Here is a 17,426-nt window from a genome sequence, read left to right as displayed (position 1 = left end):
CTTAAAAATTTACTTTTAAATTAACACCAAAACTTCTCAAACTCGGTAACATGAAGTAGTCCAAACCCTGTGCAAAATTTCCTGTACCTGAAATTACTTCTGGATCAAATGGTGCCTTGTTATAAATCATCCATAAATTTCTACCTGTTACAGAAATTGTTGCATCTGCAATAGATTTAAACACACGTCTTGGAATCTTATAAGAAATAAAAGCTTCTTGCAATCTTACATTCGTAGCATCATAAGTATAATATTGCGCTAGTCTATTCTTACCTTTTGTCTCATAATACGATTGTGTATTATACATTAATCCGTTTACTTCCACACCTCCTGCATCTCTAGCATCAGCGGATGATTGAGAAACACCGTAATAATCTAAAGCTGCTTCTGTCATCGAATTTACCACACCACCTATACGAGCTGTCAATGTAGCTCCTATACTAAATCCTTTGTATCCAAATTCATTTTTCCAACCCAGATTATACTTAGGTAAAATACTTCCCATATAGCCCTTCTCAACATCAAAATTAGAAAAGGTCATATTGCCATCTTCATTGATGTAAATGTTACCATCACTATTGCGCATGAAATCTGAATTCGTATAAATGTCTCCCATTGATCCCCCTTCTTTCAGCAAGTAGTTTAAAGAACCAAATGATTGTTTAACCAAATATGGAATTGTTTCTAATTCGCCAGTAATTGGATTCAAGAAATTTTCAGCTAATGATTTTATAATATTCTTGTTATATCCTAAAGTGAAATAAGTATTATATTTCAAATCACCTTGACTTTTAAGATCATATCCTAAACCTAGTTCAATACCGGAGTTTTGCACATCACCTGATTGAATATATAACCTGTCATATCCAGAACTTGCTGATATTGAAGTACTAGTTGTTTGATTTTTAGTATTTGTTTTATAATAGGTCAAATCAAAAGATAACTTATTATTGAACCACCTTGAGCTCAAACCTGCTTCAAACGAAAGTGTTGACTCAGGCTGCATATTTGAAACTGGGTAATATGAAGTCGTTCTATAAGATTTGGTATCTAAATCAAATGTATAGGTTGGGTTCACCAACCAACGTTGGAACGGTGTAGATACCTTTGTATATGCCGAGCGAAGTTTTAAGAATGATAATGCTTTAATATTATCTCTTGCTTCGGAAGACATCATATCTGTAATAACCGCTGTTGCACCTACAGATGGATAGAAATAAGAATTTTTACCTTTATAGTTCTCACCATACAACTGTGAAGCCCATTCATTTCTACCTGTTACTGTTAAAAACAAATAATTCTTATAACCTAACTCTGCACTACCAAATACCGCTGGTAAAGTCTCAGCCCAACCAGCTGGTATTGCGTTAGTTTTTTGAGCTGATTGATCAATATTAAAAGCACTGAAAACATTTGGAACCCCATTTTCTCTCAAAGGACCACCATAAGATAATTCATCCATTTTTAACATTTGACGTGAAGCTCCCAAATTGACATTCAATGAATATTCTTTGTTTTCACCTAGATTCTTCACAAAATTGGTAATTACATCCATGTAAGTTTGAGATTCTTTACCATTAGATGTATTGTAATACCCCGTTTTACTCATATTGAGCACTGAAATAGTGGATGCATATCGCTTATCTTCGTTGGTATAGTTTGTCTGATCTGTACGAATACGTGCTGACACATCCCATTTCTCTGTATTAGACCACTTTTTCAATTCATATGTAGCTCCTAATGATAACATATAACGATTGCGATTGCTCGGTCTCAAATTTCTATAGGCAACCCAATAAGGATTTTGTAAAGTGAATTCACCAGCGTACATACCATTATACAATCCATTCGCACTTGTGAAATCACCCCAATTCTGAACATAACTTTGTATGTTAGGATCGAAAATTTCGAAAATTTTAGTTTTAGCTAAACCATCTCCTCTAGGTAATAAATATGCACTTGTCAAAGGATTCATATACTCCCCTTGATTAATCATATTATTATGATTTTGGATGATATAGCTGGCGCTACCATCAACTTTTAACTTATCATCAAAGAATGTGGATGTATTACGAAAAGTAAAATTATATCTATTATATGCGTTATTGGGGACAATACCTTTACCATTAACTGAAGAAGCTGAAAAATACGTTTGATTTCGATCCGATCCTCCAGAAAATGTTACTGAATTATTATAGGTGGAAGCAGTTTCAAAAAAGTCTTTAACCTCATATTTCTCTGCTGATTCTGGTAATAATGCTCCCCATGAACTAATCCTACCATCATTACCATATTTATTTTGAAATTGAGGTAAAACAAATGGATTACCATACTCAGCTCCTGTAGATAATGTTACATTTACTCTTCCTGCACTCCCTTTTTTTGTATTAATTAATACCGCACCATTTGATGCAGCAGATCCATATAATGCTGCAGCAGCCGCACCAGTCAACACAGATATTGACTCAATATCTTCTGGGTTTATATCTGCAATGCCTTCAGTAGTTCCTTTAGAGTCAAATCTACCCTCGCCTTGTGTATTCGTCATTGACATCAAAGGAACACCATCTATTACATACAATGCTCCACTACTTTGTTCAATTGATTTGACACCTCTCATCACGACTTTAGTCGCACTACCTGGACCACTTGATGAACTATTAACTGTTAATCCAGCAACTTTACCTACGAGGTTATTTGTAAAGTTGGTGCTCTTTACATTGGTCAAATCATCTGATTTAACTTGCTGAACATTGTAACTAAGCGCCTTTTCTTGTCTTTTGATACCTAATGCAGTTACAACGACATCCTCAATAACATTGTCTTCTGAAGATAAACTCAGATTTATTGGCGTAGCAAGATTTGTAATTGCAACCACCTGTTCTACATATCCAATGTATTTAACAACAAGCTTATCACCTACCTTTACATTATTCAGGCTAAATGAACCGCTAACATCTGTAGATGTTGCATTGGAAGTACCTTGAATAGACACGGATGCTCCTTGTAGTGGTTGACCATTGCTATCTGATATTTTCCCGCGAATTGATTGTTGAATTTTTGCATTGTTTGAAGACTTAGATTTATCCAAATCACCAACTAGCATAATTGTTTTGTCACTAATTTCGAACGAAATATCCAAATTAGATTTCATTGTGTTTAAAACATTTTCTAAGGTTTCATTTTTGAAATTCACCGAAAAAGTTTTTCCCCCGTTGATAAGCTGATTAGCATAAAAAACATTATAGCCTGTTTGCTTTTTAATTTCCTTAATAAGCTCTGAGGCAGTTATATGTTGTCTTGAAATATTGACAACATTATTTACTTCAGAAGCAGAAGAAAATTGCAGCAAAAGCATTAATGCTCCTACATTTCTAACCTTCTTAAATGAATTACTTTTCATCATAAAGTTTATACATTTAATTGATAAATAAATATTGGTTTATTGATAATTATATTACAATTTGAAAAATTGGTTATTTATAATAAAAATTTGATAAATCGTTTTAGCTAAACGGGTTAAAAAAAAATAGTATCACTACCACGCATAATACTAAAAAATCAACAAACTAAATCGTTTTAGCTATATGATTTAAAAAAACACAAAATTCTGTTAAAACTAAAATTTATAACTCAAAACTAACTGATTATCTTATTTTATTATCGCAATATAGATATATTTATTAATAAGCTAAAATATAATGATATTTTTTTTCTTATATTTCAACTTTATTCTACAATATAAAACTATATGAAGAAAATTATTTTACTTGGAAGTGTATTTGCAATACTAGCGTCTTGCCAAAATTCCACAAAACAACAAACACAAGTCAATGATTCTATATCGCAAGAAATGCCATCAATTGGCGGTAATAAAGACAAGCACGGATGTTTATCATCAGCAGGTCAAACTTGGAGTCAAATAAAAAATGATTGTATACAAGTGTTTTCAGTTGGAATACGATTAAATCCAGTAGCAATTGATTCTACAGAAGCAATCATTAGCGCCTTTGTCGTTCCTAATACTGATTCATCTGCTTTTGAATTATTCTTAGCAGACAATGAAGAAACTGTTATATTAAACAAACAAGCTGATGATGTATTTAGCCATAATCAGTTTAAGTATAACAAAAAGACAAAGGATTTATCAATCAATGATAAGATAGCTTATAAGTCAGAATAATAACATGCTAAACATATATGACCCTGCTTATGTAAAAAAATTATTCAATCGTATGTCTACATCGTACGAAAGAATGAATTATATAACATCACTGGGGTTCTCATTTATTTGGCGCAAACAATTTATTCAGTCGATCTCTCCCGATAAAAATGAGGTACATGTACTTGACTTATTATCGGGATTAGGCGAAAATTGGAAATTATTAATAAAAAGATTTCCCAACGGGATCTTTTCTGCTATTGATTTTTCAGAAAAAATGGTTGAGTCTAGCCAACTTAAAAACACAAAACGATTAGATAATAGGTTCGAAATTATACATCATGATATTCTGAATAAAGAGTTACCGAAAGAGCATTTTGACGTTATTACTTGCGCATTTGGGCTAAAGACTTTCAACGAAGAACAAATTCAACAACTTGCAGAAAAAGTCTTTAAATCTCTAAAATTAGGAGGAAAATTTACCTTCATAGAGATATCTGTCCCTCCTAATCGTACACTTCAATTTTTATATAAATTATATTTATCTAAAGTAATTCCAATACTGGGAACGCTTTTCTTAGGAAATCCAACTGATTATCGCATGCTCTGGCTATATACGGTAAACTTTATGGACTGTAACAAAGCAAAATTAATCTTTCAAAAAGCAGGATTACATGTAGATAACAAATCTTATTTTTATGGCTGTGCTACTGGACTAATCGGATACAAATGAACAATATCTATTATATATAAAAACTATGAAAAAGTTATCACAAGAAGAACAAAATGAATTGCTGAACATACTTGAACAAAGATTCAAAAAAAATCCAACTAGGCATCCGAATATACAATGGGATGATGTGTTAAATAAATTGATAAATAATGATAATGCATTATACAATTTATTTCAAATGGAAGAGACCATTGGTGAACCGGATGTCGTGGAATTAAGTAATTCCGAGGGGAAGATATTTTTTATTGATTGCTCATCCGAAAGCCCAAAAGGGAGACGTAGTATATGTTATGATCACGAAGCTTTAGAATCAAGAAAGCAATATAAACCAGAGGACTCTGCCGTAAATATGGCTAATGAAATGGGCATTGATTTATTGAATGAAGATCAATACTTTCAACTTCAAAAGTTTGGAGATTTTGATTTGAAAACATCCAGCTGGATAAAAACATCTGTTGATGTGCGTAAAAATGGAGGCGCGCTTTTTGGTGACAAGCGATTTGGTCGTGTATTTATATACCATAATGGTGCTGATTCTTATTATGGAGCCAGAGGATTTAGAGGGATTTTAGAACTAAGCTGATAATTACCTTGTTTATTTACAATAAATATAAACCATAAATCATAAATTTTCAGTAATTTAAGACAGTATTGGTTAGTGAGACTGTTATAATAATATTTTCATTATACTTCCCTTAAGTACCAGCTACTAATCTATAAACTGATAATGATATTCAAAAATCTAAGTTTTACTACTCAAAACAAGATTAAAACGACAACTTTAATCTTTTCTATACTTTGTCTAATCCTGTTGACTAATATACAAGAGAGATTAATGATAAAACATGTAAACGAAAGTGTAACTTCTTTGTATGAAGATAGAGTTGTAGTTGGCAATTACATCCTACAGCTATCGAATTATATAGAAGAAATATCCCAATTACTCAAATCAAATGTTACTTACAATACACATAAAATACAAGCTACATTAGCGCATATTGATACTATTAATATCGCTTATGATAAAACTTACTTAACAGAAAAAGAAAAAATAAGTTTCAAAAAATTAATTGACGATATAGAACAAATAAAAGAGCATCTGGCAAATTCAGCATATTCGACAGCATTTGCAAAAAGCCTTGAAGCAGAAAAAGTACTTCGTATTCTTTCTTCCATACAAGTCGAGGAAGGAAAGAACAAACTTGATGAAGTTTTGAATATGACGAGTACACGTAGCTTTTTGTCCTATCTTGAAATTGTAATTATCATAGTCATATCTGTCTTAATCCAAAAAATTGTCTTATCAACAAAACCGATAGTCATCAAAAATCCGAAAGACAATCACCAACTAAATTAAACGATAACAGCTCAAATAAACTTACCCATTCCATACTTACTTCAACATATATTTTTTCTATTTATTCTTCTCATTTTTGGAATAAAATTAATAAGTTTATACTTATGAAAAACTTTACTAACCTAGTTATACCAATTTCATTTCTGTCCATATTATTGCCTTGTCAAGCACAAACACAAAGCAGTCTATTTATAAAAAACACAGTCAAACCAAACAATAGGCAATTCAAGGTTGGTGTTTAAATTAATTCACAATCAATTCAATAATTTATTAATAATATCAGCATTTTTTATATTTTTTTTCAATAACTACACATTTTACGTATATTGGTATCGAGGAATTGTCAAACCCAACGATAAAACCTTGGAAAAATTCTATCTATTTTAAATAATTATATGAGTAAAATTTCTGTTTTGTACGTTGATGACGAGGAAAATAATTTATTTTCATTCAAAGCGACTTTTAGAATGAAATACAATGTTTACACTGCAATCAGTGGAAAAGAAGCAATTGATATTATTAAAAATACACCTATAGAAATAATCATTACTGACCAAAGAATGCCAGAAATGACAGGTGTCGAATTTTTGGAAAAAGTGATAGAAATAAATGCTGAGCCAATGCGCATACTACTGACAGGGTATACGGATATGAGCGCTGTAATAGATGCAGTCAATAAAGGTAAAATATATCATTATCTTACGAAGCCGTGGAATGAAAATCAGCTGGAAGATACTATTCAAAAAGCTTATGAAATCTATGCTGATAGAAAATCAACTTTAGAAAAGTTTTCACATTTGGAGGTATCTAATGAACAATTAGAATTCCTCCTTAGACAAAAGCTTTTATCATAAAAAGACTACTTACTTGGAATGTAGAGTATAAATTTAGTCCCATGACCTAATGACGACTCTACTTCTATTTTACCATTAATTTTCACCATCGCACTTTTTACATTATAGAGTCCAAACCCCATTCCTTGCGCTTGATCAGTACCTCTATAAAATAATCTAAAGATATCATCAATAAATTCATTAGCAATACCTATCCCATTATCCTCAATGGATATGGTAGCAAGCCCCTTGCTTACTTTAAATTGTAATGCGATAGATTTATACTCATTTTTAATATTTTGGTATTTAAATGCATTACTTAACAAATTATGTAATATCAATTCTATTAGTGATAAGTCACTTTTGAATAAGCTATTTTGTTCGACTTCAATCGAAAAATTAACATTATTCTTTTCGACAGAAATATTATAAAACTCTTGTATCGTATTTCCGACTTGAGAAAAATTAATTTCTTGAATTAATAATTCTCCCCGACGAAGCAAATAATAATCTCTCAAACTGTCTATGTACTGATCAAGTTTTAATACCGACCCCTGCATAAGTAACAACAATTCATGAATAGGTTTAACTTTGTCATAGCCTAGAGCATAGCTAATAGCCGACAACACCCCTGTCAATGGATCTCTCAAATCATGACTAATACTATAAGCGAACTTATCTAATTCGTCATAAGCTTTCTGTAGCTCTTCATTTTTAATATCTAACATAGATGTTGCTATATAAAATTTATTAGCTTCTTCTATAGATGATATTATCTCCTCTGTCATCCAAGGCTTACGTACAAATTTAAATATATTACCTTTGTTAATAGCAGATATAACTACACTCATGTCAGCATACGCTGTAAGAAGGATCCGTATAGGTCTCGGGTATGTCATTTTTATTCTTCCCAGAAAATCTACTCCAAGCTCATTGGGCATACGATGATCACAAAATATGATTCTAATATTAGAATTTTCAGCTAATATTTTTTCAGCAGCTGCTGTATCCGATGCTAGATGAATAATATAATTATACCTTAAATTAGCTTTAAAGCTCAATAAATTATTTTCCTCATCATCCACATATAATATTTCTATTTTTTCCATATTAAGCAGATTGTTTTACTGGAATAATGACCTCAAAAGTAGTTCCCACATCAACTGTTGAATCAACTGAAATTTTACCATTATGCTTATCAACAGTCTTATAAGCTATCGACATACCAAGTCCTGTACCCTCACCGACATCTTTAGTCGTAAAGAATGGATCAAAAATTTTATCTTTAATAATATCAGGTATACCAATACCATTATCTTTTACTCGTATAAAGACAGATGATTGATCAGCATTTAACCCAGTTTCAATAACTAAATGTCCACCCAAACTATCTTTATACTTCTTATCTATCGCGTATATAGCATTGGAGAGAATATTAAGAAAAACTTGATTCATTTTACCTGCGTAACATTCAATAGGGGGTATTTCTCCATATCTTTTTTCAACTTGAATCTTATCCTTTAATAAGCTATTCAAAATAATCATTGTAGATTCAACACCTTCATTCAAATCAGCATATTTGAGTGTATCTTCATCTACACGAGAGAACACACGCAAACTTTTGACTATTTCAGCTGTTCGGCTAGCACCTTCATGCATTCCTTTAAGTAAAAAATTGACTTCAGTTTTAATATAATCAATATCTAAATCCTGTTTATACTTAGAAATGCAAGCACTTTTCTCTTCCACTGATAAATTATCTCGAAGTGCTATTTGTTCAAATTCATCTATTGCAGCCCACATCATCTCAATATCACGCCTTAATGGCGTCACATTCGAAGTCACAAAATTAATTGGATTATTTATTTCATGAGCTACACCAGCTGTTAACTGACCAAGAGAAGCCATTTTTTCAGCTTCTACTAATTGACTCTGTGTATCCTTTAAATGTCGTAACGTAGCTGTCAAAGATTCATTGGCCTTCGTTAGATCTATTGTACGCTCTGTAACTTTATTCTCCAATTCAATATTCTGCACTCGAATTAATCGCTCATTTTCAAGGAGAATTTTCATTGCCTTTGCTTGTGATACTTCCTTCTCCTTTCGATATAAATTAATTTTATCTCCTAATGCAAATGAAAGAACTATCGCTTCTATAAATGAACCAATCTGAACAGAACGTAAGGTGAAAAAATTATAAGGTAATATATTATAATCCTTAAGTACATAAATCAAGACACTGACTAAAAATATACACCAAGCGAAAAGGAAATACTTTGTTTGTCGATATTTTTCTTTATATAATCTGAACGCTAAGATTAAAACTATAGTCGAGCCCCCTCCAGCAACAAAATTTACCATTTTATAAGCTGGCGTAATTATTCCAATAAGTAATAATGCTATTGAAATTACATATCCTATAATAAATATATTTAGTAGTTTATGAAACTTTGGAGAATCCTGTGCCGTTTGCAAAAATGATTTTACAAAGAAAATAGTTGCTAATCCTGATATAGCTCCAGTAAATGTTAGTAGTCGACTTGTAATCCAACTATTCTGGAGTGGTATAAGAGGTTCCAACAATCCTAAAATAGCCAGCTGCGCTACCACAACCCAAAATATATAATTTACATAAGAAAAATAATGTGTTTCACGAGTTGAGATATACAAGAAAATATTATATAGTAGCATAGATAGCATTAACCCTATATAAATAGCTGAAAAGATATCAGACTTAAAAATTGTATGATATAATCCTTTGGGGCTATGAATGGATATTGGGGCTGAAAGTTGTGTATAACTAAAGAGTTTAAAATAACACTCAATTTCTTCACCCGTATTTGCTGGAATTTCGAAAAAATAAAATTGATGGTCAAATTCGAAGTTCTTGCTTCGGTCTCCTCCATTAGTCACTATACTATCGACAACACCATTACGAATCCAATAAAAAACAACCTCGTCTATATTAGTCTGAGAGAGATTTACAACCAGATTCTGCTTGTCAGAATTATTTCTAACAGTAAAACGTAGCCAATTATTAGTTCCCTCTACTCCCAAATTAGGCACATCTTGATAACTATCGAGAAATTTATCCTTTTGTTTGATTATTTCTTCAAATGATAGGCTGCGCGTCGGGTCTTTAAGAATAGATATATTTTTACCTATATATTCACCTGTATCGTCCTTACTAAAAATTACAGGCTCCTTAGCCGATAAAGAAAAAAATGATGTTAATAAATATAAACCTATAAGAATAATTCTAAAATTCATCTGATATAAAATATATTATTTATCACTTTTGATCAATTTTTCTACATCCATATAATGTCTGCCTGATTTAATTGAATGACCGAGTAATATTTCACGGCACACTGTAGTTGTAATGGCACCACCCAGAAAAACTTCAGAAGCCAATTGTGGCCAAGAAGCTAAAGTGCGATTTATCTCAGGAATTGACATTTTCATCCTTTCTGATAGATTACCTGCATCTACAATTTTCATTAGATACCCCATCTTTTCTTCTTTAGAAAGATGAATTAGATTCTCTTCGGTAAGCCCATCTGCCAACCCATGCAATAGCGGTCTATTGGGCTCTAAATCAAAGCGCTCAATATCTAACATACCTCTATCATTCGTATCCATTACTACAGGAATCTTAGCCTTACGAGCATGCAATCTACTTTTGATCTTTACTTCAAAACTATCGCATACCTCTACTAAAACATCTATACCTCCACGCCCATTTAAAAATTCGTCAAAATTAGATTCATCAACACCGTCAGGGTAAATATCAACATCTAAAAAAGGATCAATTTCAGCAATTTCTCTTGCTGAAATCACTACTTTTGGAACAGAAAGATTAAATAATCCTGTACGAAGTCTATTCATATTGCTCAGATCAAGTGTATCAAAATCAGCTAATCTTAATCCCCCACATATTCGCTCCATAGCAATAGTCAAAGCAATAGACTGACCTACAGACAATCCTATGATTCCTATTTTTTTAGATGCTAACTTTTGACGTTCTTCAATTGATATTTTAAGCTGATTGCGATTCGTCCTTACCTCTATAAATTCCTGTTCATCTAAAATATGAACTACTGTTTTTCTCCAAGGATAATATACCCAAACTCCAAATTCGTTTACATTCCTATCTCCCAAAATATTTTTTCGTAAGTCTTCAGCTTTATCATCACTAACACCCATAGGAAATCTACAACGAATTAGTTCCGCTATCTGCCGCTCTATTTCATCAAAAACGAATGCTACATCATCGCCTTTCATCAACTCTTCCAAGAGTCGTTTCTCTTCACTGTTTGTATTACGGAAGAATATAGGTTTGTACAAAAATTTATTTTCCAAAGAATTTATCATAAGTTTAGGGAATAATTACATAATCTGAATTTCATTCTCTTCCAAATCCTTATCCAACTTAGTTCTCTTAGAAGCATTTGCAATGATTTCACTTAGATTCCATGTTCCTTTAAAGTCTAACCCCAATTGATATTGAATTTCAATCTCTTTCGATCGCAACACTTCTATCCTAGTACAATTTAGATTATCACGTAAAGCGATAATTGCATTTTTATCGTCTTCCGAAGCTAAACTCATTGTCGATACGTTATCAAGGATCATCGTTGTGGCCAAAAGATCTAATTTTGGATAATAAAATGTTCCATTATTACCGACACTAGTTTCTTGCCTATAACCAACACATTTGGTAAGATTAATAGTATAAGGTGCACATAAAGCAAACAAAGACTTAATGCCGATCTGCGGTGCAATAGCTATTGCCGCTCGGGTTAAAAAAATACTTCCAATACCATATCCTGCTATTTCTCTAGAATTCCATAGACCGCAGCCTTCACCAGTTCCATCTTGCGCATAATCCCAAACAAGGTCAAAAATCGAAGGATCCATTTTTCCTGTGGCCTCTTCAATTGGAAGTGGTTGTGTACCCCCAGCGACATGTATACGTGCGCCACCATACACATTCTCTCCATCTAACGATTCTACAATAAGTACAAATGCAGCTGGATTATACATCCAATCGTTTTTGGAAGAAGTAACTTTTTTAACACCTATCGCTGTGAGAACATGTTCATGTCCTGCAATAAAACGTTCACAAGTTTTCGGGTCATCTATGGCTCTAAAAGCTCTTAATCTGACTACAGGTCGCCCTTCTTTAAATACTAATGCCACTTTAAAAAGCCATTAAAATTGTAAATAAATAATTCTTAAGTATGGTAACTATTAGAGATTTAAAACATCTACGGATTTAGTTTTTGGTTGAGATATTCATCTAATATTTTATAAATCCCCTCTCTCTGTATAGGTTTAGTTATATAATCAGTTATAAAGCTATACTCTTCACACTTCGATGTATCTAAAGAACTTTTTGATGAACTCACAATATAGATTGGATTTTCACGAATAAAATCAAAATCATTTACTAATAAATTCTCCAATAACTCCCAGCCGTTCATAATAGGCATATTAATATCTAAAAATAAGATATCAGGGAATAAATTTGGTTCATTTTTAATTGAAACAAAATGATCCCAAGCCTTCTTACCATCAGAAAAAAGCTGAATTTCAATTTTTTTAGAAGGATAATCTTCTAAAAATTTTTCAAAAAGAAAACAGAAGATAGCATTATCTTCAACAAGCGTTACACGCATGAATTCACAGGTTAAAACCACCCTTTACAATCGGATTAACATAAAAATGAAGAGAAAAAAGCATCAACAAGCTATTTCCCAACATGGTATACGTAAATAAACAACACACTTATACCGCTAATAGACTGTAGGTTCGGAGATTATTTTAAAAATGCATTATTGTTTTTCATATTTCTAAACTATATACTATGTAGACATACTATATAGTTCCCTGCAATTTACAAAAACTTTTGTATCCACAAGTACCTTTGATTTATTTTTTATGAAACAACAATTTTAAATTAAAGATCTTGTGCCATTGCATAACCAGCCGCCCATGCCCATTGAAAGTTATATCCACCAAGCCAGCCCGTAATATCCACCGCTTCGCCACCAAAGTACAGTCCTGGATTTTTCTTGGACTCTAATGTTTTTGGGTTTAATTCAGCAGTAGCAATTCCACCACGCATGACCTCAGCTTTATCGTAACCTTTGTCGCCTGCGGGTTTAACTTTGAATTTGTGAATTGTATCTACAATCAAGTGTGCATCAGCTTTGCTTAAGGAAGCAATTTTAATATCCAAAGGCAGAAATTTCCCTAAAGCATCAACCATTTTTTTTGTAAAAAAGTCATTGAGTATCTGTCCCACGAGTCTTTTGCCGCCATTATTTCGTTCTTGCTTAATAATGTCTTCTAATTTAAATTTTGGGAGTAAATCAATCGTAAAGATTTCTCCTGCCTTCCAATACGAAGAAATTTGCAAAATCGCAGGTCCACTAAGTCCCCAGTGCGTAAAAAGAATATTCTCCTCAAATGAATTCTTGTCGTTGTATACGCGTGCAAAAACGGAATTTCCAGATAAAGAAGCATACCAATCTGCATCTTTCCCAGTAATAGTCATCGGAACTAATGCAGGAGCAGTTTGTATGATTTCCATATCGAACTGGCGTGCAACACGGATTGCGAAATCAGAAGCTCCAAGTTTTTGCACCGGTAGACCTCCTGAAGCAAAAACAATTTTGGAAGTAAATAACCTTTGCTCCTTTCCTTCTCGCTCTATTTGAATAAGATAATCATTTTCGACTTTGTCAATTGATTTCACCAAGGTATTCAACCACAAATCTTGCCCTGTCTCAAAGAGTATTTTCGTAAATGTTGAGACAATATCTTTAGCCTTATTAGTAGTTGGAAATAATTGTCCTAAAGTTTTCTCTTGCGGCTTTATACCTCCGAAATTCTCAAAAAATTGAATGGTATCATCTACTGTCCATTGTGAAAAGACAGTATTCAAAAATCTAGGATTTTCTGATACAAAATTTTCAATGGAAGTACCTAAGTTAGTATAATTACAACGACCTCCTCCAGAGATTAAAATTTTAGCACCTGGTTTATCATTGCGTTCGAGAACGAGCGTTTTCTTACCTAACAAACCTGCCTGCGCCGCACACATTAATCCACAAGCTCCAGCACCAATAATTATTGCATCGTAGTTTACCACTATCTTACTAATTAGAATGCCAAAGATAGGTCGTCTTTGGATATATGACAAGTATTATATTAAATGAAAAATCCCACAAAGAATAATTGTGGAATTTTTCATTTAATATTTTGACGAAATCAACTCACCTTCAACCGGCACCGTTCTTCGTTCTCTCCAAGAGATATCACCCAACTCTAGAATACGAATTACGTCTCTTGCTTCCTCCGGCTTTATCAATAATGACTCTTCACCTTTTAACGTAGCTACAATATTTCTATAAAAATCTTGTCCTGCACCAACCTCACTTAAGACATATTCGTGTACATCTTCACTATTTTCAAGCAATGAAAGCGACCCCTGTATATTAGCAGATTCCACCCCCCAATCTGGTTTAGATTCTGGACGAATACCAGCTCTCAATAAGTTTTCTTGCGGATCTACGCCTTTCTTTACAAACGAACCATTAATACCATATATTGCGAAACGAGGTGTTGGTTCTTTTGCTAACATCTGACCTTTCAAGGTTACTTTCAGGCGAGGGTAAGATAATATATATTCAAAATCATCAACAACTGTTGCACCATCACGTTGCGCTCTCAGGTCTGCAAAAACAAACTCTGGATGACCAAATAATTGCAATGCTTGATCTATTAAGTGTGCTCCTAAATCATAATGAATACCAGAACCAGGTAAATCTTGTTCTCGCCAAGCTCCATCTCTCAAAAAATTACGGAAACGATCAAAACGTCCCTCATAACTGACTACTCGACCCAATCTGCCTTCCGCCAAAACACGTTTTACCGTTTTAAAATCCGAATGAAAACGAGCATTATGATGTACGGATAATAACAATCTTTTTTCTTTTGCCAATGCAATCAATTCGTCTGCCTCTACTGTCGTATTCGTAAAAGGCTTTTCAACGACAACATGCTTTCCTGCTTCTAAAGCTTGCTTAGTTAAGCTATAATGTACATCATTGGAAGTAGCTACCACGACGATATCCACTTCTGGATCATTGATGATATCATCCGACGATAGGACACCAATAGCATCTGGATAACGTTCAGCCAACATTTTTTGCTGCTCTTCTTTGCGCGCAGTTACTTTATATAGTTCTAAATCTGGATTACTAGCAATAAATGGTGCATGAAATACATGTCCACCTATTGAAAAACCTATTAATCCTACTTTATATCTTTTCATAATTTTATATGGTGCATATAAGATGCCAAATATAGTCAGCTCATTCCTCAAAAAAAATAATCTAACCAAAATATGATTAGATTATTTAATATTATGATAAATGAAATATTAATTACATTCTTTCAGGAACTTGTATTCCTAGCAATTTCATTCCTTTTGCTATTACTTTAGCAGCTGAAGCTGACAAATGTAGACGGAAAGTTTTCACATCCATATCCTCAGCTTTCAAAATGGTCTCTTCGTGATAAAATTTATTATAAAACTTAGCCACATCATACACATAATTTGCCAATTGTGCTGGACTAAATTCCTTAGCGGAAATTTCGATTTCATTAGGGAATTCACCAAGAACCTGAATCAAATCACGCTCATAAGAAGAAATAGTAGCAGGTACTGTTACCACAGCATTAGTTGAAAATTCTGCTTTACGTAATACCGATTTGATACGTGCATGTGTGTATTGAATAAAAGGACCTGTATGCCCTTGAAAATCGACAGATTCATTCGGGTCAAACAATAAGCGTTTTTTAGGATCTACTTTCAATAGAAAATATTTCAGCGCACCCATACCAATAGTATCGTATAGTTCTGATTTTTCTTCCTCAGTGAATCCTTCAGTTTTACCTAATTCTTCTGTACGTGATTTAGCTGTCTCAATCATTTCAGCCATCAAATCATCGGCATCCACCACTGTTCCTTCGCGAGATTTCATCTTACCAGAAGGTAGATCTACCATGCCGTATGATAAATGGAATAAACCATCAGCCCAAGATTTACCTAATTTTTTCAGAATAGAAAACAACACTTTGAAGTGATAATCTTGCTCATTACCGACCACATAAATAGACTCACTCATACCGAATTCGTCATATTTCAATTGTGCGGTACCCAAATCTTGTGTGATGTAAACAGAAGTTCCATCTCCTCTCAATACCAATTTTTGATCTAAACCTTCATCTGTCAAATCAATCCACACCGAGTTGTCTTCTTTTTTGAAGAAAACACCGCTATTTAGACCTTCTTGAATAATATCTTTACCTAATAAATAGGTATTTGATTCGTAATAAAATTTATCGAAATCGACACCTAATTGTTTATATGTCTTCTCAAAACCTGCATACACCCAACCGTTCATTTTTGACCAAAGCGCAATCACTTCTTCATTGCCTGCTTCCCATTGACGTAACATCTCTTGGGTTTCCAGCATTAATGGAGCGTTTTTCTTAGCCTCATCTTCTGTTTGACCTGCTTCTTTTAATGCTTCGATTTCTTTTTTGTATTCTTTATCAAATACCACATAGTATTTACCTACCAAGTGATCACCTTTCAAGCCTGAAGATTCTGGTGTTTCACCATTTCCAAATTTCTGCCATGCTAACATCGATTTACAGATATGGACACCACGGTCATTTACCAAGTTCGCTTTGATAATATCGTAACCATAAGCTTTCAATATCTCTGCAACAGAATAGCCTAATAAGTTGTTACGAATATGTCCTAAGTGCAATGGTTTATTCGTATTTGGCGATGAATATTCCACCATTAACTTTTTACCATTAGCAGGAAACTTTCCAAAATCTTGAGCAGCAATCGTATTATTCAACAAAGCAATCCAATACGAATCCGACAAAGAAATATTTAAAAATCCTTTGATTACATTGAAAGATGAAATCTCTTGAATATTTTGTTGTAAATACTCACCTATCTCCGTACCAGTTTGTTCTGGTGATTTTTTTGAAAAACGAGTTACTGGAAAAGTAACGACAGTGATTTGTCCTTCAAATTCCTTTCTTGTCTCTTGTAGAGAAATCTGTGTTTCTGGAATATCAGCACCATAAAGTGCCTTGACAGCGGCAACAGTTTGTTGAACTAGTGTATCTTGTATCGAATTAGCCATGTAAATATTGCGTAATAATTCTATCTTTCTGATAATGAATGAGAAAAATAACACCTTAGGTATTTAGGTATTCATTATGAAAGTATATCTTTGCAAAAAT

At 33.0% G+C, this 17,426-nt stretch carries 14 protein-coding genes; 5 read left to right on the top strand and 9 right to left on the bottom strand.

Going from position 1 to position 17,426, the window contains the following annotated elements; genetic code table 11:
• Window position 1: 1 nt before the first annotated feature.
• A complete protein-coding gene (locus IPZ78_RS09185; protein ID WP_225552939.1) occupies window positions 2-3,406 on the bottom strand; it encodes a SusC/RagA family TonB-linked outer membrane protein in 3,405 nt (1,134 codons plus the stop codon).
• Between the two features lie 345 nt (window positions 3,407-3,751).
• Between IPZ78_RS09185 and IPZ78_RS09180 the strand changes: the two genes are divergently transcribed.
• The 5 genes from IPZ78_RS09180 (at window position 3,752) to IPZ78_RS09160 (ending at window position 7,106) form a co-directional block, all read left to right on the top strand.
• Complete coding sequence (locus IPZ78_RS09180; RefSeq protein WP_225552937.1) at window positions 3,752-4,183, top strand: hypothetical protein; 432 nt, start codon at window positions 3,752-3,754, stop codon at window positions 4,181-4,183.
• A 4-nt stretch (window positions 4,184-4,187) separates the two neighbouring features.
• Window positions 4,188-4,895: a class I SAM-dependent methyltransferase gene (locus IPZ78_RS09175; RefSeq protein WP_225552935.1), complete on the top strand. Its 708-nt coding sequence runs from the start codon at window positions 4,188-4,190 to the stop codon at window positions 4,893-4,895.
• Window positions 4,896-4,920: 25 nt separating this feature from the next.
• Complete coding sequence (locus IPZ78_RS09170) at window positions 4,921-5,478, top strand: DUF4256 domain-containing protein (protein WP_225552933.1); 558 nt, start codon at window positions 4,921-4,923, stop codon at window positions 5,476-5,478.
• A gap of 252 nt (window positions 5,479-5,730) precedes the next feature.
• Entirely contained in the window at window positions 5,731-6,252 is a 522-nt protein-coding gene (locus tag IPZ78_RS09165) for an MCP four helix bundle domain-containing protein (RefSeq protein ID WP_225552932.1), read from the top strand.
• Window positions 6,253-6,647: 395 nt separating this feature from the next.
• Window positions 6,648-7,106, top strand: coding sequence for a response regulator (locus tag IPZ78_RS09160; RefSeq protein WP_225552930.1), 459 nt, complete (start codon window positions 6,648-6,650; stop codon window positions 7,104-7,106).
• Between the two features lie 5 nt (window positions 7,107-7,111).
• Here the strand turns inward: IPZ78_RS09160 and IPZ78_RS09155 are convergent, their stop codons facing one another.
• The 8 genes from IPZ78_RS09155 to argS all read right to left on the bottom strand — a co-directional run bounded on the left by IPZ78_RS09155 (window position 7,112) and on the right by argS (window position 17,326).
• Window positions 7,112-8,194, bottom strand: coding sequence for a sensor histidine kinase (locus tag IPZ78_RS09155; protein ID WP_225552928.1), 1,083 nt, complete (start codon window positions 8,192-8,194; stop codon window positions 7,112-7,114).
• Between the two features lies 1 nt (window position 8,195).
• The gene (locus tag IPZ78_RS09150; protein WP_225552926.1) at window positions 8,196-10,355 is read right to left on the bottom strand and encodes a sensor histidine kinase; all 2,160 of its coding nucleotides are present in this window, start codon (window positions 10,353-10,355) and stop codon (window positions 8,196-8,198) included.
• 15 nt (window positions 10,356-10,370) lie between these two features.
• Window positions 10,371-11,459 (bottom strand): ThiF family adenylyltransferase, encoded by a 1,089-nt coding sequence (locus IPZ78_RS09145; RefSeq protein WP_225552925.1) that lies wholly within the window; start codon window positions 11,457-11,459, stop codon window positions 10,371-10,373.
• A 15-nt stretch (window positions 11,460-11,474) separates the two neighbouring features.
• On the bottom strand, window positions 11,475-12,287 hold the full coding sequence (locus IPZ78_RS09140; RefSeq protein WP_225552923.1) for a hypothetical protein: 813 nt from the start codon (window positions 12,285-12,287) through the stop codon (window positions 11,475-11,477).
• A 68-nt stretch (window positions 12,288-12,355) separates the two neighbouring features.
• Window positions 12,356-12,766 carry a response regulator gene (locus IPZ78_RS09135; RefSeq protein WP_225552921.1) on the bottom strand — a complete coding sequence of 137 codons (411 nt, stop codon included), beginning with the start codon at window positions 12,764-12,766 and terminating at the stop codon, window positions 12,356-12,358.
• Between the two features lie 281 nt (window positions 12,767-13,047).
• Window positions 13,048-14,286 carry a BaiN/RdsA family NAD(P)/FAD-dependent oxidoreductase gene (locus tag IPZ78_RS09130; RefSeq protein WP_317197576.1) on the bottom strand — a complete coding sequence of 413 codons (1,239 nt, stop codon included), beginning with the start codon at window positions 14,284-14,286 and terminating at the stop codon, window positions 13,048-13,050.
• 60 nt (window positions 14,287-14,346) lie between these two features.
• Window positions 14,347-15,429: a Gfo/Idh/MocA family oxidoreductase gene (locus tag IPZ78_RS09125; protein WP_225552918.1), complete on the bottom strand. Its 1,083-nt coding sequence runs from the start codon at window positions 15,427-15,429 to the stop codon at window positions 14,347-14,349.
• 112 nt (window positions 15,430-15,541) lie between these two features.
• Window positions 15,542-17,326 (bottom strand): arginine--tRNA ligase, encoded by a 1,785-nt coding sequence (gene argS / locus IPZ78_RS09120; protein ID WP_225552916.1) that lies wholly within the window; start codon window positions 17,324-17,326, stop codon window positions 15,542-15,544.
• Window positions 17,327-17,426 lie beyond the last annotated feature (100 nt).

It is taken from the genome of Sphingobacterium bovistauri (assembly GCF_020295405.1).
Classification (GTDB): Bacteria; Bacteroidota; Bacteroidia; order Sphingobacteriales; family Sphingobacteriaceae; genus Sphingobacterium; species Sphingobacterium bovistauri.
Note: the sequence above shows the minus strand (reverse complement) of the source record. Positions and strands in the feature narration are given on the sequence as shown.